At 61.0% G+C, this 18,599-nt stretch carries 16 protein-coding genes and 2 tRNA genes; 3 read left to right on the top strand and 15 right to left on the bottom strand.

Annotation, left to right across the window (positions count from 1 at the left end; translation table 11 throughout):
- Positions 1 to 252: 252 nt before the first annotated feature.
- A complete protein-coding gene (locus tag AC20117_RS07435; protein ID WP_074703149.1) occupies positions 253 to 504 on the top strand; it encodes a cell division protein CrgA in 252 nt (83 codons plus the stop codon).
- A gap of 73 nt (positions 505 to 577) precedes the next feature.
- Here the strand turns inward: AC20117_RS07435 and AC20117_RS07430 are convergent, their stop codons facing one another.
- The 4 genes from AC20117_RS07430 to AC20117_RS07420 all read right to left on the bottom strand — a co-directional run bounded on the left by AC20117_RS07430 (position 578) and on the right by AC20117_RS07420 (position 4,997).
- Positions 578 to 1,759 carry an NAD(P)-dependent malic enzyme gene (locus AC20117_RS07430; protein ID WP_074703150.1) on the bottom strand — a complete coding sequence of 394 codons (1,182 nt, stop codon included), beginning with the start codon at positions 1,757 to 1,759 and terminating at the stop codon, positions 578 to 580.
- Positions 1,760 to 2,125: 366 nt separating this feature from the next.
- On the bottom strand, positions 2,126 to 2,299 hold the full coding sequence (locus AC20117_RS23255) for an alpha/beta fold hydrolase family protein (RefSeq protein WP_158300442.1): 174 nt from the start codon (positions 2,297 to 2,299) through the stop codon (positions 2,126 to 2,128).
- Positions 2,300 to 3,503: 1,204 nt separating this feature from the next.
- Positions 3,504 to 4,226: a rhomboid family intramembrane serine protease gene (locus tag AC20117_RS07425; RefSeq protein WP_418202241.1), complete on the bottom strand. Its 723-nt coding sequence runs from the start codon at positions 4,224 to 4,226 to the stop codon at positions 3,504 to 3,506.
- Between the two features lie 228 nt (positions 4,227 to 4,454).
- Positions 4,455 to 4,997 (bottom strand): peptidylprolyl isomerase, encoded by a 543-nt coding sequence (locus tag AC20117_RS07420; protein ID WP_074700272.1) that lies wholly within the window; start codon positions 4,995 to 4,997, stop codon positions 4,455 to 4,457.
- Positions 4,998 to 5,150: 153 nt separating this feature from the next.
- Here AC20117_RS07420 and AC20117_RS07415 point away from each other — a divergent pair, with 153 nt between their 5' ends.
- The gene (locus AC20117_RS07415) at positions 5,151 to 6,137 is read left to right on the top strand and encodes a hypothetical protein (RefSeq protein WP_074700273.1); all 987 of its coding nucleotides are present in this window, start codon (positions 5,151 to 5,153) and stop codon (positions 6,135 to 6,137) included.
- Between the two features lie 99 nt (positions 6,138 to 6,236).
- Positions 6,237 to 7,076 (top strand): glycosyltransferase family 2 protein, encoded by an 840-nt coding sequence (locus AC20117_RS07410; RefSeq protein WP_074700274.1) that lies wholly within the window; start codon positions 6,237 to 6,239, stop codon positions 7,074 to 7,076.
- Here AC20117_RS07410 and AC20117_RS07405 read toward each other — a convergent pair whose 3' ends face one another.
- The 11 genes from AC20117_RS07405 to dnaN all read right to left on the bottom strand — a co-directional run bounded on the left by AC20117_RS07405 (position 7,077) and on the right by dnaN (position 18,153).
- Positions 7,077 to 7,994, bottom strand: coding sequence for a DMT family transporter (locus tag AC20117_RS07405; RefSeq protein WP_083339679.1), 918 nt, complete (start codon positions 7,992 to 7,994; stop codon positions 7,077 to 7,079).
- 105 nt (positions 7,995 to 8,099) lie between these two features.
- A tRNA-Ala gene (locus tag AC20117_RS07400) sits at positions 8,100 to 8,172 on the bottom strand.
- A 39-nt stretch (positions 8,173 to 8,211) separates the two neighbouring features.
- A complete protein-coding gene (locus AC20117_RS23685; protein WP_211482295.1) occupies positions 8,212 to 8,328 on the bottom strand; it encodes a DLW-39 family protein in 117 nt (38 codons plus the stop codon).
- A gap of 31 nt (positions 8,329 to 8,359) precedes the next feature.
- A tRNA-Ile gene (locus tag AC20117_RS07395) sits at positions 8,360 to 8,433 on the bottom strand.
- A 156-nt stretch (positions 8,434 to 8,589) separates the two neighbouring features.
- Entirely contained in the window at positions 8,590 to 9,183 is a 594-nt protein-coding gene (locus AC20117_RS07390) for a DUF3566 domain-containing protein (protein ID WP_074700275.1), read from the bottom strand.
- Complete coding sequence (gene gyrA / locus AC20117_RS07385) at positions 9,180 to 11,861, bottom strand: DNA gyrase subunit A (RefSeq protein WP_074700276.1); 2,682 nt, start codon at positions 11,859 to 11,861, stop codon at positions 9,180 to 9,182. The genes AC20117_RS07390 and gyrA overlap by 4 nt, the downstream gene beginning before the upstream one ends.
- A gap of 61 nt (positions 11,862 to 11,922) precedes the next feature.
- Entirely contained in the window at positions 11,923 to 13,971 is a 2,049-nt protein-coding gene (gyrB, locus tag AC20117_RS07380) for a DNA topoisomerase (ATP-hydrolyzing) subunit B (protein WP_074703151.1), read from the bottom strand.
- Between the two features lie 263 nt (positions 13,972 to 14,234).
- Positions 14,235 to 14,840: a DciA family protein gene (locus AC20117_RS07375; protein WP_083339680.1), complete on the bottom strand. Its 606-nt coding sequence runs from the start codon at positions 14,838 to 14,840 to the stop codon at positions 14,235 to 14,237.
- On the bottom strand, positions 14,840 to 16,021 hold the full coding sequence (recF, locus tag AC20117_RS07370; protein WP_074700277.1) for a DNA replication/repair protein RecF: 1,182 nt from the start codon (positions 16,019 to 16,021) through the stop codon (positions 14,840 to 14,842). The genes AC20117_RS07375 and recF overlap by 1 nt, the downstream gene beginning before the upstream one ends.
- 10 nt (positions 16,022 to 16,031) lie before the next feature.
- Positions 16,032 to 16,955, bottom strand: coding sequence for a phosphogluconate dehydrogenase (NAD(+)-dependent, decarboxylating) (gene gnd / locus AC20117_RS07365; RefSeq protein WP_074700278.1), 924 nt, complete (start codon positions 16,953 to 16,955; stop codon positions 16,032 to 16,034).
- 73 nt (positions 16,956 to 17,028) lie between these two features.
- Positions 17,029 to 18,153, bottom strand: coding sequence for a DNA polymerase III subunit beta (gene dnaN / locus AC20117_RS07360; protein ID WP_074700279.1), 1,125 nt, complete (start codon positions 18,151 to 18,153; stop codon positions 17,029 to 17,031).
- Between the last annotated feature and the right edge of the window lie 446 nt (positions 18,154 to 18,599).

The following is an 18,599-nucleotide window of genomic DNA, read 5'->3' as shown; positions in this document are numbered from 1 at the left end:
CCGTCGCCGGCGGCCCGGCACAGCAGAATCCACAGCGTCCGCCACGGCACCTCCAGGTTGGTGTTGCGGCCGCGCACTCCCAGTAGGAGCGGCGTGGTCACAACCGCAGAACAGTATTAGTAGACTAAACAGCTAGAACATGCTGATTAAAGGTCTCTCAAGCAGAATACCTTCTATAGTCGGCAGAGAATGTCCGCTACTGATGACAACCGCCGGTTTCTGCTGATGCTCCAGGCCGGTGAAGGAGGACCCATGCCAGAGTCGAAGCCCCGCAAAAGAAGCGAACGCAGGCCGCAGACGACGGCGGCGCCCGAATACAAGCCGAACCCGGTGTGGTTCAAGCCGGTGATGTTCGGCCTGATGATCATCGGCCTGCTGTGGATCATCGTCTTCTACATCACCGAGGCACAGTGGCCGATCGCCGCGGCCGGCTCCTGGAACATCATGATCGGATTCGGCATCGCGATCGCAGGCTTCCTGATGACCACGAAGTGGCGTTCGTAGAGCCATTCCAGACCGCGAGATGATAAGAGCGGCCGCCGGAGAAATTTTCCGGCGGCCGCTCTTTTTGGTTTTGTTACGCCTTGCTCGCCTCGGCGACGGCGCTCACCGCAGCCGTGACGGCGGGTGCTACCCGCGGGTCCAGCGGGCTGGGGACGATGTAGTCGGCGCTGAGGTCGCTGGCGGCAATGTCGGCGATGGCCTGGGCGGCGGCTACCTTCATTTCCGGGGTGATCTTCTTGGCGCCGGAGTCCAGCGCGCCGCGGAAGATGCCGGGGAAGGCCAGCACGTTATTGATCTGGTTCGGGAAATCGCTGCGCCCGGTGGCCACTACCTTGGCGTACCGGCTGGCGATCTCTGGGTGCACCTCCGGGTCCGGGTTGGACAGTGCGAAAACGATGGCGTCCTCGGACATGCCGGCGAGCTGCTCTTCCGGAATCGTTCCGGCCGAAACACCGACGAACACGTCCGCGCCATTAAGCGCCTCGGCGCTGCCGCCGGTGGTGCCGCGCGGATTGGTGCGCTCGGCGTACGCGGCCTTGATTCCGGAGAGGTCCTCGCGGCCGGAATGGATGATGCCCTTGGAATCCAGAATGGTCACATCCGCGATGCCGGCGGTCATCAGGATCTCGGCCACGGCGATGCCCGCCGCGCCGGCTCCGGAAACGACAACCTTCAGGGAAGAGAGCTCGCGCTGGACGAACTTGGCGGCGTTGGTCAGGGCCGCCAGAACGACGACGGCGGTGCCGTGCTGGTCATCGTGCATCACCGGCATGTCCAGGGCTTCGATGAGGCGCTCTTCGATCTCGAAGCAGCGGGGCGCGGAAATGTCCTCGAGGTTGACGGCGCCGAAGCTCGAACGCAGCCGGACAACGGTTTCGACGATCTCGTCCACATCGGTGGACTCGATGACCAGCGGAATGGAATCCAGGCCCGCGAACTTCTGGAACAGCGCCGCCTTGCCCTCCATTACCGGCAGGGACGCGCTGGCACCGATGTTGCCGAGCCCGAGGACGGCCGTGCCGTCGCTGACCACTGCGACGAGACGGGAAGCCCAGGTGTACTTTTGGGCCAGCGCCGGCTCCGCGTGGATGGCACGGCTGACCTGTGCCACACCCGGCGTGTAGGCGATGGAGAGATCGCGCTTGTCATTGAGCGGTGCGGTCAGTCCGACCGAGAGCTTGCCGCCCTCATGGGCAGCGAAAATCTCTTCGGTAGTCAGTTCGATCGGCGTCGAGTTCACGGTTTCAGCAGTCACTTGTATGTCCTTTTCTGAGCATCCGGCGGTCCGGAAGAACGCATGGTGGTCGGGCATCACAGCACATGCATACAGGAGGCGGATCCTCTACCGGCGGGCCGTCGGGCTGTGCGCGGCGACGCCGGTGGGCGGTATTACACGGCAAATCTTGCTCAACGTCGCCGGGCCTGTCGGCGACAGTCTTAGTTTCGGCTGGTCGAGCCGACACTGGTTTCATTACGTTACCGGATAGGGCACCGCTGGAGCGGGCATGTTTCCCCAAAATTTCCCAATATTTCGCAATCTGCGGCCCTGCCGTTAGTGTTACGCGCCATCCCGGGCGAGCCGGCCAAGTGTGTGCTTTCCGTGCCTGCCCGCCCTACGGGCTCACGGACCATGGAGGAATTTCCCTGCCAGGGCGGCAAAGTATTGCGGTTGGTCGGGTATGGATACCGCAGCCGCAGCCTGCATTTCTCCAGCGCCCAACAGCTCGTCGTTCTGGCCGAGCAGCCACAGCGTTGGAACGTCCAGGTCTCCCAAGCGGGGCAAGAAATCAGACACATCCTCAATGGACCGTAAGCGCTGAGCTACAGCCGGCGAGGACGCTCTCCCTGTGCCGGCACTTTGCAATGACTTCCTCGTCGGCCAGCAGGAGGATGGCGTTGAAGCTTGAGGTGTCGGCACCCGCCGTGAGGGAGGCGGGAAGCGACCCGAACGGCAGGACATCTCAGCACTGTCCTGCTTTGCGCCGTGCAGCAGCATGCAGCGGCGCCCACGGCTTGCCGACAGCAGTGTGCTGTACCGCGCCGCCTGCGAGTGTGGGATCGGTGGAGTCAGCACATGCGCTGCCTGCCATTCGATGAGTCTCGCACGTCGGGAGCGCTCAATTGCTGTAAATCGTGTTTCGAAAGTACCAAAATTTGTAGTTTGCACAAGTTGTGCACGGAGTTATCCACAGGCGTGTATAACTTTGGGGGAAACTTTGCCTTGGTATCCCAATAGTTGCCGCCGTTGAGCCACCGCGAACATGCCGTTTCCTCTTAATCACAGATGTGTAAGTTATCCACGCTGTGCATAACTCCTGTGGATAACCGCCGATCAGATGTGAAAATAAGGTACGAGCTGGTCGTCCCGATCGGGAATTAGCAGCTGGCCGGAGGGAATGTTGTTCGCCTGCCAGCTATGCCCGGCATTCGGCAGCGCCCAAGATTGGCGAAGCGGTCTGAGCGTTGACTTCAGGTCAGGTCGACGGGCAGCGCGGAAACTGCAACATTCCCGTCAGCACCTAGCCGGTTCGCAGTTTCAGCCCGCTTGCCAGGACTCCTCTGAACACATCGATGTGGAGTATGGACGGAAGACAGTCTCCCCGGTTAGTTATCCACAGGTCGTACTTTTTGTGGGGATACACGTTCAAATATATGTTCTACTGTCTATTCGATGATCCTTGTGGAGTTATCCACAGAGGTTATACACAACGGGGATAACTTACACACATGTAATTCCACAGCTGTGGATACTGCCCTGACAGTGATCGTAAAGTTTAAGCCGGACCACGACAAAGAGTTATGCACGCCTGTGGAAAACTCTGTGCACAACTGTGAACAACTTGCGGGCAATACTCAGAGACGATCTGCTGCCTTCTGCCAAGTCATCCGGCCGGATCTTTCCACAGGTGTGGACGAAGCTTCTGACGGCCAGAATGTGTTTAAACAGGAACGGCCGGCACCGCCGCGGTTGCAGCAGTACCGGCCGTCTGGCCTATGAATTATTGGGGCAACGTCACCAGTGATGACCCAAGCCATGTCAGGACGACCAGCAGCACGGCAATGCCCGCAAGACCTGCCCATTGCAACCGCTGCTGGTTCTCGCCTCGGGGAACGAAGGCAATGGCAGCAGCAGCCAGCGCCCCGGTGACCATTCCACCGATATGCGCTTGCCACGAGATGCCCGGGAAGAAGCTGATGACGATATTGATGCCGATCAGAACCAGAATGCCACGGACGTCCTGTTTGCGCTGCAACTGGACGATCAACAGGGTTGTGAAAAGCCCGAAGACGCCGCCGGAGGCACCCACGACGCCTTGGTTTATTTCCCCGAGAAGGAGCACGGCGACCGAACCGCCCCAGATTGATAGGAGGTACAGCGCCACGAATTTCAGACGTCCCAGCAACGGTTCAAGGTGTTGCCCGAAGATCCAGAGCGCATACATGTTAAAAGCGATGTGCAGGAGGAGACCCGTTGAATGCAGGAAGCCTGCAGTGATCATCCGCCATGGTTCGAAGGGCAGTCCTGGGATCTGGGCAGTGTAAAGAGGAGCATAAACAAGGTTCGCCTGGACAACGCCGGGCAACACCCACTGCAGAATATAGATGGCAACACAGAGCGCGATGATGGTGAGCGTCACCACCGGCCTGCCGGTTGTCACCGCACCTCCGTAGGCCGTGCGATGGGTCGGGAGATTGCGCGCCTGTTCCTTGACGCAGTCCACACACTGGACACCGACGGCGGCCGTCCGCTGGCACTCGGGGCAAGTCGGTCGCCCGCAACGCTGGCACCGGACATAGGAAATGCGGTCCGGATGGCGCGGACAGACAGGAACTTCGGATTGCGGCTGTTCCGCTGGCATCCCATAGGACATGAGGGGGCGTCTCCTGGAGAAAGCTGGTTAAGAAAAACGTCCCCGCCCGGGCTCGGCCGGACGGGGACGGTTAGGGTCTTAGAGTTGCTCGACCGTGATGTTGTTGATGACAACGTCTTCCAGCGGTTTGTCCCGCATGTCCGTAGCCACAGTGTTCAGCTTGTCCACAACCGCGCGCGAGGACTCATCGGTCACGTCACCGAAGATGGTGTGCTTGCCTTGCAGCCAAGTGGTGGGGGTCGTCGTGATGAAGAATTGCGAGCCGTTCGTTCCGCGGCCGCCCTGGATGCCGGCATTGGCCATCGCGAGCTTGTACGGCTCGGTGAAGTCCAGATCGGGGTTGATCTCGTCATCGAACTGGTAGCCCGGGCCGCCTACGCCCTGTCCGAGCGGATCTCCGCCCTGCAGCATGAAGTCCTTAATGATGCGGTGGAAGATGACGCCGTCGTAAAGGGGGGCGTTCGTTTCCTCGCCGGTCGCCGGATGCTTCCACGTGATTTCGCCCGTGGCGAGGCCGATGAAGTTCTTGACCGTCTTCGGGGCATGGTTGCCGAAGAGGTTGACCACGATGTCGCCATGGTTGGTGTGAATGGTTGCTTTAGCTGTAGGAATAGCAGTCATAGAGTCATTCTTCCATGCGGTTGCAAGGAAATTGCCAGCTGCGCCGGGTTCCGCGTTCAGTGAAAATACCTGTTATTCAAGGACCGGCATAGCACCTTGTCGCAAGCACGAAGTAGTCTGAGTGTGGACCGTCACCATCTCCGGGAGGTAGTAGTGAAGAAAACCGAACGTTTAGCCCGTGATCTAGAGGGCACTGTCACCGTCGGTGTGGAAAATGCCCGTGATTGGGCCACTCCTCGGGTAGAGGCTGCGTTGAACTGGGCGGTGCCGCGTATCGAAAAAGGCATCGGAACAGCTTCTCCCAGAATCCAGGAAGGCCTCCAGCGGGCCGCTCATGACCTGTCGCAGGGCGTCTCAACAGTGACACCCAAGATTCAGGCAGAGCTCGAAAAGGTTGCCCCAAAAATTGCCCAGATTGTCGATGACGCCACTCCGCGTATCCAAGGCACCTTGGACAAGGCATCCCCGGCCATCATCCACGCCCGGGACAAGGTCGTCGGCGAGTACATACCGACTCTGTCCGAGCGGGTCGGCAGTGCGGGGGAGAACCTTTCACGTTCCCTCGACAAGTCGGCTGCGGTAAAGGTCGTGGGGTCGAAGAAAATGATCCGCAAGGCCCAGAAGGCGGCTGCTGCATCCGCCAAGGAAGCAGCCAAGGAACTGAAGAAGCAGCAGAAGTCCGGCAAGGGCAAGGGCTGGCTCATTGCCGGTGTTATCGGTGCCGCTGCGGCTGCCGGTGTCGCCGCGTGGCGTGCCTCCCGGCCGGTGGAAGATCCGTGGAAGACTCCGGTCACTCCGACCCCTACGCCGGTTCCCAACACTTCGGCCGCTCCGACTGCATCGACAGCCGAAGCAGCAGACACAGGAAAGCAAGCTGCCGCAGCCGCTTCAGCAACGTTGGCTGACAAAACTGCCGACGCCGCAGCAAGCGTTTCCGGTACCGCTAAGCACGCTGCCACAGCGTCAAAGGCAGACACGGACAAAGCCGCCGAAGCTGCCAAGGATTCAGTAGATCAGTCCGCTGCGGCCGCCAAGAACGCTGCGGATGCTTCCGCAGCCAAGACCACCTCCGCCGCGGAGGGAGCAGCACGCGTCGCCAATTCAGCGGCCCAGGACGCGGCTAAGGACAGCAACAAGTAACGCATCTTCCACAGATGGTGAATGAGGCCCCTGCTTCGGCGGGGGCCTCATTTTTCACTCCTGATATTTCCGCCCCCTGGTGCTGATAGATTCAGTCCCATGCAGACAGCGAAGCCAAGCGTTTCGATTATAATTCCCGCTTTCAATGAAGAGTCAGTGATTCGACAATGTCTTTTCGCGGCCATATCCCAGTCGGAGCCTCCTGCCGAAATCATCGTTGTGGACAACAAATCCACCGATCGGACAGTCGAACTCGTACGGCAGATGCAGGACGAATATCCGGACGCGCCTCTCGTGCTGCTCTCCCAGGACCAGGCCCAAGGTCTTATCCCGACCCGTAACTTCGGCCTGGATCATGCCACCGGCGAAGTGCTGGGGCGGATCGATGCCGATTCCATCCTGGAGCCGGACTGGGTGGAGCATCTCCAGAATGCGTTTCTGGATCCCGAAGTCATGGCCTCCACCGGCCCGGTACTCTACTACGACATGCCGCTGCGCCGCTTCGGCCTCCAAGCCGATGACCGGATGCGCAGGTTCGTGCTGAAGCTGGCGAAGAAGCAGTATCACTTTCTCTTCGGATCCAACATGGCCATCCGCAGAGGAGCCTGGGAGATCATCCGCAATGAAGTGTGCCTCGATGAAGACGACGAGATGCATGAGGATATCGATATCTCCGTCCACCTCGCCGAGCATGCGTTGCGCATCCTGTACGTTCCCGAAATGATCAGCGGGATGTCAGCCCGCCGGCTGGAGGATTCGCCCAAGGACTACCGGTATTACGTGACGCGGTTCGATCGGACCTACAAGAACCACAAGATCAAACGCCGTGTGCTGAGGGTGCCCACGCTGATCTTCATGAGCGTCTACTACCCTGCGAAAATCCTGCGCCGGGTCCATCAGGCCCGAACGAAACAGATCGTCGCACGCGGCGGAATCTGATCACTCCTGCGGCGGTGCCGAAGGTCGGAGGGAAGAGGCCGCTCCTCGTTTCATGCGGCCGTGAGCGGAGCGGTTCTGGAACAGAACGACGACGGCAAGTCCGGCCATAATGAGGGCAAGGCCTAGGTATGTACCCCAGGGCAGAGCCTCACTGAGGAACACAGCTGCCAAAATGGCTGCGCCGGGAATCTCCAGCAGGATGATCATGGAGACCACCAGTGGACTCAATGTGGCGAGCAGGTAATTGAAGACGGTGTGGCCCATCAACTGCGCGACGGCTGTCACCGCCACAATGCCAATCCACGCTTCCGGAGGGAACGCCACGAGGGACTGCCCGGACACGAGGCACATCACCAGCAGAACGCCCGAACAGATCCCGTAGCACAGCGTGGTGTAGGTTCCCGTCGAGAGTGTTCGGCGCACTTTGCCTCCGGCGAGCGTGTAGATGGCCGCCGTGGCCCCGCCAATGACCGCAAGCACGTCTCCCGTGATCGCCTCCGCGGAAAGCTGGAGATCGAATCCCGAAATCACGACGACGCCGCTCAGGGCCAACCCCAGGCCTACCAGTACCTGCGGAGCGCTGCGGATGCCCCGCAACAGGTTGAAAACCGCGATCCAAGCCGACTGGAGACATACCAAGGCAGTAGCAGCAGCAACGGAGGTCAGCTGCAGTGCCGTGATGAAACAGGCGAAATGGAGGGCCAGCGCAAGGCCGGCAATGGCACACCACTTCACGTCCGACGTCGTTAGCCGGCGGAATTCCTGCCGCCGCGTAAGGCCAGCGGGCACACCCATGACTACGCCGCCGAGGAAGTTGCGCCAAAACGCGATGGCCAGCGCAGGCGCGGCCGTGGCGGCCATGATGGGGCCCGAAGCGGCGACGCCCAGGACACCCAGCGCTGCGAGGAAGAAAGTCACGTCCTCACCGTAAGGTGTGCGGGCGGAAAACTCCCAGTTGTTCTTGAGGCAAGGGCGTAGATACAAAAGATCCCGGTCCTGACGGACCGGGATCTTTCTATTCGGTGGAGGCAAGGGGACTCGAACCCCTAACCCCCTGCTTGCAAAGCAGGTGCGCTACCAATTGCGCCATGCCCCCGAAAGGAACCTCACCAGTATAACCTAGTGGGCTTCGGAGCTAATCAACCTTGTCAGTCGACTTGCTCCACGCGGATTTCTCCGCTTCGGATTCCTGCCACTTCTTGTAGACGACCGCACCTGCGACTGCAGCTGCCAGAACCAGCAACTTCTTCACAGTGTCCTCCATAAGTCGGAACAGTTTTCCGTGGGCGTACCAGGACTTGAACCTGGGACCTCTTCGTTATCAGCGAAGCGCTCTAACCGCCTGAGCTATACGCCCCCTTTGCCCCGTCGGGCCGAGATATGACTTTACAGCACATCCCGACGCAACTCCAAATCGGCCCACACGGTGCCTGCGGAACGCGTCTGCCGGTACGGAAAAACCCTCCTCTACCGACGGATATCCGTGGTCGAGGAGGGCTGTCCCGTACAGGTCTCAGTCGTCGGTGAGGGTAACGCCGATGCCGCCGACCAGAGTCGCAGAGATGTTGTAGAGCACGGCCGAAAGCATGGCCAGCGCCGTTAGGAGGACCACGTTGACTACCGCGATGATGGTCGCGAATGACGCCACCTGGCCCAGCGAGGCATAGGCCCGCAGGTCGAAGGCTCCGCCCCCGCTGCCGGCGATTTCCGTCAGCAGGTCATTGACGCGGTCGAAGATCCCGGTGATGTCCAGCGTGGTCCACAAAACGATGGACGCGACAACGGTCACGATCCCCAGTGCCACGGAGAGCAGGAATGCCATCTTCAGTACCGACCAGGGATCCACCTTGCTGACAAGCAGGCGGGCGCGGCGGGCCTTGGCCTTGGGAGCAGGACGCACCAACCCGGGGCGTGCCGCCTGGCCCGCCGGACGCGTGCCGGCAGGACGTGCGCCGGAATTTCCGCTTGAGCGGGCTCCCGCCGCCGGCTTTTGCCCTGTCCCGCCCGACGGACGCTGCGATGGCTTCGCCGGCGGGTTGCGAGGAGCCCCTACGCGCGGTGCATTAGCCGGCCGGGTACCCGGCCGGGGCGTATTGGGTGTGCTCACTCGTTACCTCCGTTTTCCGGCGCCTCTGCTGCCTCGTCGGCAACTGATGGCATTTGGTCTGCATTCAACGGTACTTCATCAGCAGGCTGCTGCGCAGATTCCGCTGCTTCGACAGCCTCACCTGGAACTTCAGCCTCATCATTCCCGGCGTCTTCCTCCGGACCCGCGCCCAGACCCCGTTCGGAGTTCTTGGCGACGGCGATGATGCGGTCCTTCTTGTCCGGTTTGGCAAAGATAACGCCCATGGTGTCCCGTCCCTTGGCAGGCACGCCGGTGACCGAGGAACGGACTACCTTTCCACTGGCCATGACAACCAGGACCTCGTCCTCTTCCTGGACGACAAACGCGCCAACCAGGTTTCCGCGGTCCTCGGCATACTTGCCGACCTTAATGCCCAGGCCACCGCGTCCCTGAACCCGATATTCCTCAACGCTCGTCCGCTTGGCGTAGCCGCCCTCGGTGACGATGAAGACAAAGGAGTTATCCGTGACGACGTCGGCCGTCAGCAGTTCGTCTTCCTCGCGGAACTTCATTCCAGTCACACCGGACGTTGCGCGGCCCATCGGCCGCAGGGCCTCGTCCGTAGCCGTGAAGCGCAAGGACTGGCCCTTTCGGGACACAAGCATCAGGTCATCGGTCTCGGAAACAAGCTGTGCGGAAACCAGTTCGTCTTCGTCGCGCAGGTTGATGGCGATGACGCCGGCCGAGCGGTTCGTGTCATAGTCCTCAAGCCGGGTTTTCTTGATCAGGCCGCGCTTAGTTGCCAGCACCAGATAGGGGGACTGCTCATAATCGCGCAGCTCCAGGACCTGGGCAATGTGCTCGTCCGGCTGGAAGGCCATCAGGTTGGCCACATGCTGGCCCTTCGCGTCCCGTCCGGCTTCTGCGAGTTCGTAGGTCTTCGCCCGGTAGACACGGCCAAGGTTGGTGAAGAACAACAGCCAGTGGTGCGTCGTGGTGACAAAGAAGTGTTCGACAACGTCGTCACCGCGCAGCTGTGCGCCCTTGATGCCCTTGCCGCCGCGCTGCTGCGAACGGTAGTTGTCGATGCGGGTCCGCTTGACGTAGCCGCCGCGGGTGATGGTGACCACCATCTCCTCTTCAGGAATGAGGTCTTCCATACTCATGTCGCCGTCGTAACCCATAGCGATCTGAGTGCGGCGGTCATCGCCGTACTTGTCGGTGAGTTCCTGCAGCTCTTCGCTGACGATCCCGCGCTGGACTTCCTCGGACGCGAGGATCCGGTTGAACTCGGTGATCATCCGCTCAAGTTCAGCATGGCGGTCCTGGATCTTCTGGCGTTCCAAAGCGGCAAGCCGGCGCAGCTGCATATCGAGGATGGCCCTGGCCTGGAGCTCGTCGATCTCCAGCAAGCCCATGAGGCCATCGCGCGCTTCTTCCGTGGTGGCAGAGGCGCGGATGAGCGCGATTACCTCGTCCAGTGCGTCGAGCGCCTTGAGCAGGCCACGCAGGATGTGGGCTTCTTCCTCCGCCTTGCGCAGCCGGTAGCGTGTCCGCCGGACAATGACTTCCAACTGGTGGGCGACCCAATGCCGGATAAATGCATCGAGCGTCAGCGTGCGCGGGACGCCGTCGACGATCGCGAGCATGTTCGCAGCGAAATTGCTCTGCAGTTCGGTGTGCTTGTAAAGGTTGTTCAGCACCACCTTGGCAACGGCATCGCGCTTGAGCACAATCACCAGGCGCTGGCCGGTACGGCCGGAGGTCTCATCGCGCATGTCCGCAATGCCGCTGATCTTGCCGTCCTTGACCAGGTCGGCGATTTTGATCGCAAGGTTGTCCGGATTGGCCTGATAGGGAAGTTCCGTCACCACCAGGCAGGTGCGGTTCTGGATTTCTTCCACATTGACCACTGCCCGCATCGGAATGGATCCGCGGCCGGTCCGGTAGGCATCTTCAATGCCCTTGTGGCCCAGGATCTGTGCGCCGGTCGGGAAATCCGGTCCCTTGATGCGCTGCATGAGTGCTTCCAGCAATTCCTCGCGGGAAGCCGTAGGGTTCTGCAGGTACCACTGCACGCCGTCGGCGACTTCACGCAGGTTGTGCGGCGGGATGTTGGTTGCCATACCGACGGCGATGCCGGACGAGCCGTTCACCAGCAGGTTGGGGAAACGCGACGGCAGGATGGTTGGTTCCTGGTTCTTGCCGTCGTAGTTGTCCTGGAAATCGACGGTTTCCTCGTCGATGTCGCGCACCATCTCCATGGCGAGCGGGGCCATTTTGGTCTCGGTGTACCGCGGGGCCGCCGCGCCGTCGTTACCCGGGGATCCGAAGTTCCCCTGCCCCAGTGCGAGGGGGTAACGCATGGTCCAATCCTGGATCAGGCGCACCAACGCATCGTAGATCGCGGAGTCGCCGTGCGGGTGGTACTGGCCCATGACCTCGCCGACCACGCGCGCACACTTGTTGAAGGAGCGGTCCGGGCGGTAGCCGCCGTCGAACATCGCATACAGCACGCGGCGGTGGACCGGCTTGAGCCCGTCCCGGACGTCCGGCAGAGCACGCCCGACAATGACCGCCATGGCGTAATCCAGGTACGACCGCTGCATCTCGGTCTGCAGGTCGACCTGCTCGACCCGGTCCGTCAGAATATCGCCTTCCAACGGAATGTCCCCGGCAACACCCTCGGGGAGGTCCGGATTCTCTTCGTCGCTCATCGTTGCGTTCCTTCTGTCAAAGTCATCGTGTTACCAGGAAAGGGTTGCCGGCCGGACACCGCTAGATGTCCAGGAACCTCACGTCCTTGGCGTTCTGCTGAATAAATGTGCGGCGGGATTCGACATCCTCGCCCATCAGCACGGAGAAGATCTGGTCCGCGGCCGCTGCGTCATCCATGGTCACCTGCAGCAGCGTGCGGTTGTCCGGATCCATGGTGGTGTCCCACAGTTCCGTATAGTCCATCTCGCCCAGACCCTTGTAGCGCTGGATGCCGTTCTCCTTGGGCAGGCGCTGGTTGCTGGCCAGCCCCTTGCGGATTACGTCGTCGCGTTCCCGGTCGCTGAAGACGTAGTCGTGCGCGTGGTTGGACCACTTAATGCGGTACAACGGCGGCTGCGCCAGGTAGACATAACCGTTTTCAATCAGCGGGCGCATGTAGCGGAACAACAAGGTCAGCAGCAAGGTGGTGATGTGCTGGCCGTCGACGTCGGCATCCGCCATCAGTACGATCTTGTGGTACCGGGCCTTCTCGACGTCGAAATCCTCGCCAATGCCGGCGCCGAAGGCGGTGATCATGGCCTGGACTTCGGCATTGCCCAAGGCGCGGTCCAGACGTGCCCGTTCCACGTTGAGGATCTTTCCGCGCAGCGGCAGGATGGCCTGGGTTTCGGGGTTGCGGCCGCGCACGGCGGAACCGCCTGCCGAGTCACCCTCCACAATGTAGATTTCCGACTTCGACGGGTCCTTCGACTGGCAGTCCTTGAGCTTGCCGGGCATCCCGCCGGACTCCAGCAGCCCCTTGCGCCTGGTGGACTCGCGCGCTTTGCGGGCGGCCAAGCGGGCCTGGGACGCCTGGATCGACTTGCGGATGACATCCCGTGCGGGACCGGGGTTGCGCTCCAGCCAGTCGCCTAGTTCATCGGTGACAACACGCTGGACAAAGCCCTTTGCCTCCGAGTTGCCGAGCTTCGTCTTGGTCTGGCCTTCGAACTGGGGCTCGCCCAGCTTGACGGAAATGACGGCGGTCAGGCCCTCGCGGATGTCATCACCGGTTAGGTTGTCGTCCTTTTCCTTAATGATGTTCTTTTCCCGCGCATACCGGTTGATCAGCGAGGTCATGGCCGCACGGAAACCCTCTTCGTGGGTGCCGCCCTCATGCGTGTTGATCGTGTTGGCGTACGTGTGGACACTCTCCGAGTACGAAGTGGTCCACTGCATGGCCACCTCGGCGGACATCTTGCGCTCAGTGTCCTCGGTTTCGAAGGCGATGACCTCCGGGTGGATGATGTCCACCTTCTTCGAAGAGTTCAGGTGCGTGACGTAGTCCAGCAGGCCATTGTCGTACTTGTAGACAACCTTGCGGTGTTCCGGGGTGGTTTCAACCTCGGTGGCCGGGTGGTCCAGATCCACGTCTTCGCTGTTGGAGACGTTGTCCTCGGGGTGCCGCTCATCCGTGAGCGTGATCTTCAGCCCCTTGTTCAGGAACGCCATCTGCTGGAAACGGGCACGCAGGGTCTCAAAATCGAACTCGGTGGATTCGAAGATCCCCGCGTCCGGCCAGAATGTCTGCTGGGTTCCCGTTTCTTCGGTGGCTTCACCCTTGCGCAGGTCTCCCACCGGCTTGCCGCCGTCCGCGAAGGACTGGTGCCAGACGAATCCCTGCCGGCGAACCTCAGTCTCCACGCGGGAGGAAAGAGCGTTAACCACGGAAATACCGACGCCGTGAAGGCCGCCGGAAACCGCATATCCGCCGCCGCCGAACTTGCCGCCGGCGTGCAGGATGGTCATCACCACCTGCACGGTGGGCCGGCCCTCCGTCGGGTGCATATCCACCGGGATACCGCGCCCGTTATCGATCACGCGCACCCCGCCGTCGGCCAGCAGCGTCACGTCAATCGTGTCGCAATAGCCGGCCAGGGCCTCATCGACGGAGTTGTCGACTACCTCATAGACCAGGTGGTGCAGACCGCGCGGACCCGTGGAGCCGATGTACATACCGGGGCGTTTGCGGACCGCTTCGAGACCTTCAAGAACGGTGATGTCGCTGGCACCGTAGTCTTTGGGTGTTACGCCCGCTGTCTCCTGGGGTTCTGCGCCGGTATTTTCCAGCTCATTCTCCTGCGCCACAGTTGCCGTCGACTCCTCAAGTTCCGTCTCATGTTTGGGCGCCCTCCCAGCAGGGAAAGGCGCCGCCACCTAATTCTAGCGTGTCGCGGCGTCGAATTATGCATGAACAGGCCCTGGACGGGCAAGAAACTGCCTTTTCCCGCATTGAGGGGGCCTGTTATGGGTCGGTGTATAGGCGGCGGCCCCCTGAGTGCTCTACTCGGCTCCTGCGCATTTCGCAAGAGCCCGCTTCGATGCTGTGGAGATTATCCGTAGGTATCGCGCGGGCCACGCCCGCTGACGGTCCGATAGCCCTTGCGCCAATTCGGCGCGGACGGAGCGAGGACCTGGATTTTGGTGACCACGCCTGCACCGAGCGCTTCATCGAAGCGTTTGAGCAACGCGTGGCTCATCAACCGCAACTGCGTCGCCCACGCGGTGGAATCGCAGCGCACCTGGACCGTTGTGTCTTGGAAGCTCTCCGGCCGGCAATGGGCCGCAATCTCTGCACCCACCAGTTCGTCCCAGCGGGAAATGACTGATCCGACCGCCACGGGCGAAGACCATCCGCGGTCCTGAACCAGCCGGCCGAAGACCGATCCGAGGCCCCTCGGATCCCGGCCGGTATCCTGTTTCGACGTTGCGCTGACAGGATGCGGCGACGGCGTACGACGGCGTGTGGCTGACCGGGTGCGGATCTCGCCACGGCCTGCGGCCGCTTGACGAACCCGGCTAAGCATTGCTTTGGCGGCATCAATTTCGTCGTGATGTGTTGTCTCCGGCTGGGCGGGGCCGGTCCGGGGTGCCGGCAGACCGGCTTGTTCCCCTTGGTTGTCCCGGGGTGCGGAAGCGGGACGTTTTCCAGTTGCCATCACTGATCCACCCCTCCCGGAATGACCGTCAGTTTCTCGCCGCTGAGGGCAGCAGGGATATCTTCCACTACTGCCGCCGTGACGATGACTTGCTCTGCTCCCGCCACGATCCCGGCCAGTTTATCGCGGCGCTGGGTATCGAGTTCGGCGAAAACATCGTCAAGGATCAGTATCGGGGTAGCCCCCGGAGTCTGGTCATCTTCGCGAAGCACGTAGTAGGAAGCCAGCCGCAGCGACAAAGCAAGCGACCAGGTTTCGCCGTGGGATGCGTAGCCCTTGGCCGGCGTCGGGCCGAGCACGAGTTCCAGTTCGTCGCGGTGCGGACCGACCAGGGAAATACCGCGCTCCACTTCCTTTTTGCGCTGCGCCCGGAAAGCCTCCAGGTACTTGGCCGCCAGTTCCTGAACGCTCAAGGAACTCAACGGGAGATCCTGCGCCCCGCCGTCGTTCTCTATTTCCCCCTCGTCCGAAAGCTGCAGGTCGATAGTGGAACGGTAAATGGCGGCGGCTTTTTTCGACCCATCGGTCAAGGATGCATACGCGGCGGCTACATGTGGCTGCAGCAGTTCGACCAGTTCGAGCCGCGCCTTGAGCAGAGCGGCGCCGGCCTGCGCCATGTGCTGGTCCCAGACATCAAGGGTTGATTCATGAGTAGACGTGAACCGGCCGCTGGCACGTGCCGATTTCAACAACGCGTTGCGCTGCTTCAATACGCGGTCGTAGTCGCTGCGGGTGGCGGCATGGTGCGGAACCAGGCTCGCGAGGAGTTCATCGAGGAAACGACGCCGATTGGACGGATCGCCCTTGACCAGTGCCAAGTCTTCCGGGGCGAAAAGAACTGTCCGAAGGATGCCCAGGACGTCGCGGGCACGGACCGGGTTCGCGCGGTTGATCCGGACGCGGTTGGCCTTGCCGGGGTTGATCTCCAGTTCCAGGGAAGTGGACTGACCGCCGCGGACAATCCGGGCACGTACAAGAGCCCGCTCTGCGCCGAAGCGGATAAGCGGGCCGTCGGTGCTGACGCGGTGCGAGGACAGGGACGCCAGGTAGCCGATCGCCTCCACAATATTGGTTTTGCCGACGCCGTTTGAGCCTACAAATACAGTGGTTCCGGGCGTAAAGGGGATATCCAGTTGCGTATAGGTCCGGAAATCAGTCAGGGATAAATACTCTACAAACACCTAGCAGCGGCTACTTCTGGTTGTCATTGGGCTGTTCTCCGGCGTCGCGGGCGCCGGGTGCGCGGACGGCATGTCCGCCGAACTGGTTGCGCAGGGCCGCGACCATTTTCATGGCCGGGGCATCGTCTTGCCGGGAAGCGAACCGGGCGAAGAGTGCGGCGGTAATGGCGGGTGCGGGGACGGCGTGGGCTATGGCTTCTTCCACCGTCCAGCGGCCTTCGCCCGAATCCTCGACGTAGCCGGCGATCTTGCTCAGGCCCGGATCTTCTTCGAGCGCCTTGACCATGAGATCCAGCAGCCACGAGCGGACGACCGTGCCTTTTTGCCAAGCGCGGAATGTTCCATGCACATCCTTGATGATGTCCTTGGCTTCGAGCAGTTCGTACCCTTCGGCGTAGGCCTGCATGAGTCCGTATTCGACGCCGTTGTGCACCATTTTTGCGTAGTGGCCGGCACCGACATCGCCTACGTGAACGAAGCTTTCTTCCCGCGGTCCCTCGGGTCGCAGTGCATCAAACAGCGGCATGGCTGCCTGGACGCGGTCCGGATCTCCGCCGGCCATCAGTCCATAACCGTTGGCCAGCCCCCACACACCGCCGGAGACACCGACGTCAACAAAACCGATGCCCTTCTCGGCCAGCAGTGCCTCATGTTTCTGGTCCTCCGTGAACTTGGAGTTCCCGCCATCGATCACAAGGTCTCCGGGTTCAAGCTTTCCGGCCAGATCGGTGATAACCGAATCCGTGATTTCCCCTGCGGGGACCATCACCCAGATAATCCGCGGAGCCGGAACCTTTGCCACCAGCGCATCGACCGATTCAACATCCGTCCGCTCGGGATTGCGGTCGTAACCGGTAACCTCGATTTCCGCGTCACGGAGGCGTTGGCGCATGTTGAAGCCCATTTTCCCAAGTCCAATGAGGCCGATGTGCATAACGATCACTCTTTCCCGGTTGTGGTTGAGACTAGTGGCGCGGGTCTGAACTGAGGTTCTTGCTACTTTCGGCTTATTGGTTGGGCAACCGTACCGGCATCAGCAGGTAGCGGTAGTCTTCTTTGTCTTCACCTTCGAGGTCGTCCTGCGCTGACATAACTGCCGGCTTCGGCGGAGTCGTGAAGGAGAACCGCACGTACTTGCTGCTGAAGGCGTTGAGGCCTTCCGACAGGTAATGCGGGTTGAAAGCGACCGTAATTTCATCTCCGGACAAGGCTGCTTCGATTGCTTCGGAAGCCTGGGCGTCTTCGCCGGTGCCAGCGTCCAGCGAGAGCTGCCCGTCGGTGAAGGCCAAGCGCACGGGCGTGTTGCGCTCGGCCACCAAGGATACGCGGCGTACTGCCTCAACCAGCACCGAGGTTTCGACCGTGGCGTGGATGGGTGTGTTCTCCGGGAACAATGAACGGATCTTGGGGTAATCACCGTCGACGAGCAGCGAAGTGGTTCGGCGACCGCCGCTTTCGAAGCCGATCAGTTCACTATTGTCCGAAAGCGCAATGCTCAGATCGCCGGAACCACCAAGAGTCTTGGCAACTTCGTTCAAGGTTTTTGCCTTGACCAGTGCGCTGGTGGAGATACCGGGTGTGGCCGGCCGCCAGGCTACCTCGCGCAGCGCCAGACGGTACCGGTCTGTGGAGAGCAAGGTGATGAGGTCGTCTTCGATCTCCATGCGGACACCGGTCAGGATCGGCAGAGTGTCGTCCCGGCTCGCCGCGATGATCACCTGGCTAACGGCTTCCGCAAAAGCTTCTCCGTCAACAACACCGCTGATATCGGGCAGTGCAGGCAGTTCGGGGTAGTCGCCCACCGGCATGGTTGCCAGGTTGAACCGGCTACTGCGGCAGGTCAGGGTTACCTTCGTTCCATCGGTGGCGACATCAACGGGGGCCGAGGGCAGGCTCCGGGAGATGTCCGCGAGGAGCCGGCCGGAAACGAGGATAGTGCCTTCTTCACTCACGTCCGCAGGAATCTGAAGACGGGCGGATATCTCGTAATCGAAGCTGGCGATGCTGACCATGCCGGCTTCGGCTTTGATGAGCAGGCCTGACAGCACGGGTACAGGAGGCCTCGGCGACAGCGAGCGGGCTGTCCAGGTTACGGCCTCGGCCAGGACATCCCGATCAACTCTGAACTTCACTGAAGTGTGCCGCCTTTCACAACGTACATGCCGGGGAATGCCAGTGGTTACAGCTGTGCCGCTCTTCCCGGCAGAAAGAACCGGCGGCTGCTGTCGTCCAATGACAACAATTCTCTGTGCAAGCTTAGCCGCCAGACAGGCATTCTCACACCGGAGGGTGATTTCAGTGGATCAGAGGATCTGGGATCGGCGAGCTTGGACCAGGAGTGTCAGATGTTATTTGGAAAAGCCTGTTTGAAGGGGATTCGTAGTGTTAATAACGTCTGTGGATACTGTGGATAACTGCCTCTCGCCCCGGGTGCTGGCGAAATTTGCCTGTTCACAAGATGTGTAGTTCTTCCGTTGGGGTCTGTGGGCTCGTGTGGACAAAAATCCTTGTGATTATTGGCATCCACAGGCGACCCTGTAGTTATCCCTCGATGGAGTGTGGTTCTCCACTTAATGAT

This window comes from Arthrobacter crystallopoietes, assembly GCF_002849715.1.
Taxonomy (GTDB): Bacteria; Actinomycetota; Actinomycetes; order Actinomycetales; family Micrococcaceae; genus Crystallibacter; species Crystallibacter crystallopoietes.
The sequence above is the reverse complement of the archived record's forward strand: the minus strand, read 5'-3'. Positions and strand labels throughout refer to the sequence as shown.

Coding starts and splice junctions, on each gene's coding strand:
- AC20117_RS07410 (WP_074700274.1), top strand. CDS start 6,237: ATGCAGACAGCGAAGCCAAGCGTTTCGATTATAATTCCCGCTTTCAAT.
- AC20117_RS07375 (WP_083339680.1), bottom strand. CDS start 14,840: ATGGCAACTGGAAAACGTCCCGCTTCCGCACCCCGGGACAACCAAGGG.
- gnd (WP_074700278.1), bottom strand. CDS start 16,955: ATGCACATCGGCCTCATTGGACTTGGGAAAATGGGCTTCAACATGCGC.
- AC20117_RS07420 (WP_074700272.1), bottom strand. CDS start 4,997: ATGACTGCTATTCCTACAGCTAAAGCAACCATTCACACCAACCATGGC.
- gyrA (WP_074700276.1), bottom strand. CDS start 11,861: ATGAGCGACGAAGAGAATCCGGACCTCCCCGAGGGTGTTGCCGGGGAC.
- AC20117_RS07435 (WP_074703149.1), top strand. CDS start 253: ATGCCAGAGTCGAAGCCCCGCAAAAGAAGCGAACGCAGGCCGCAGACG.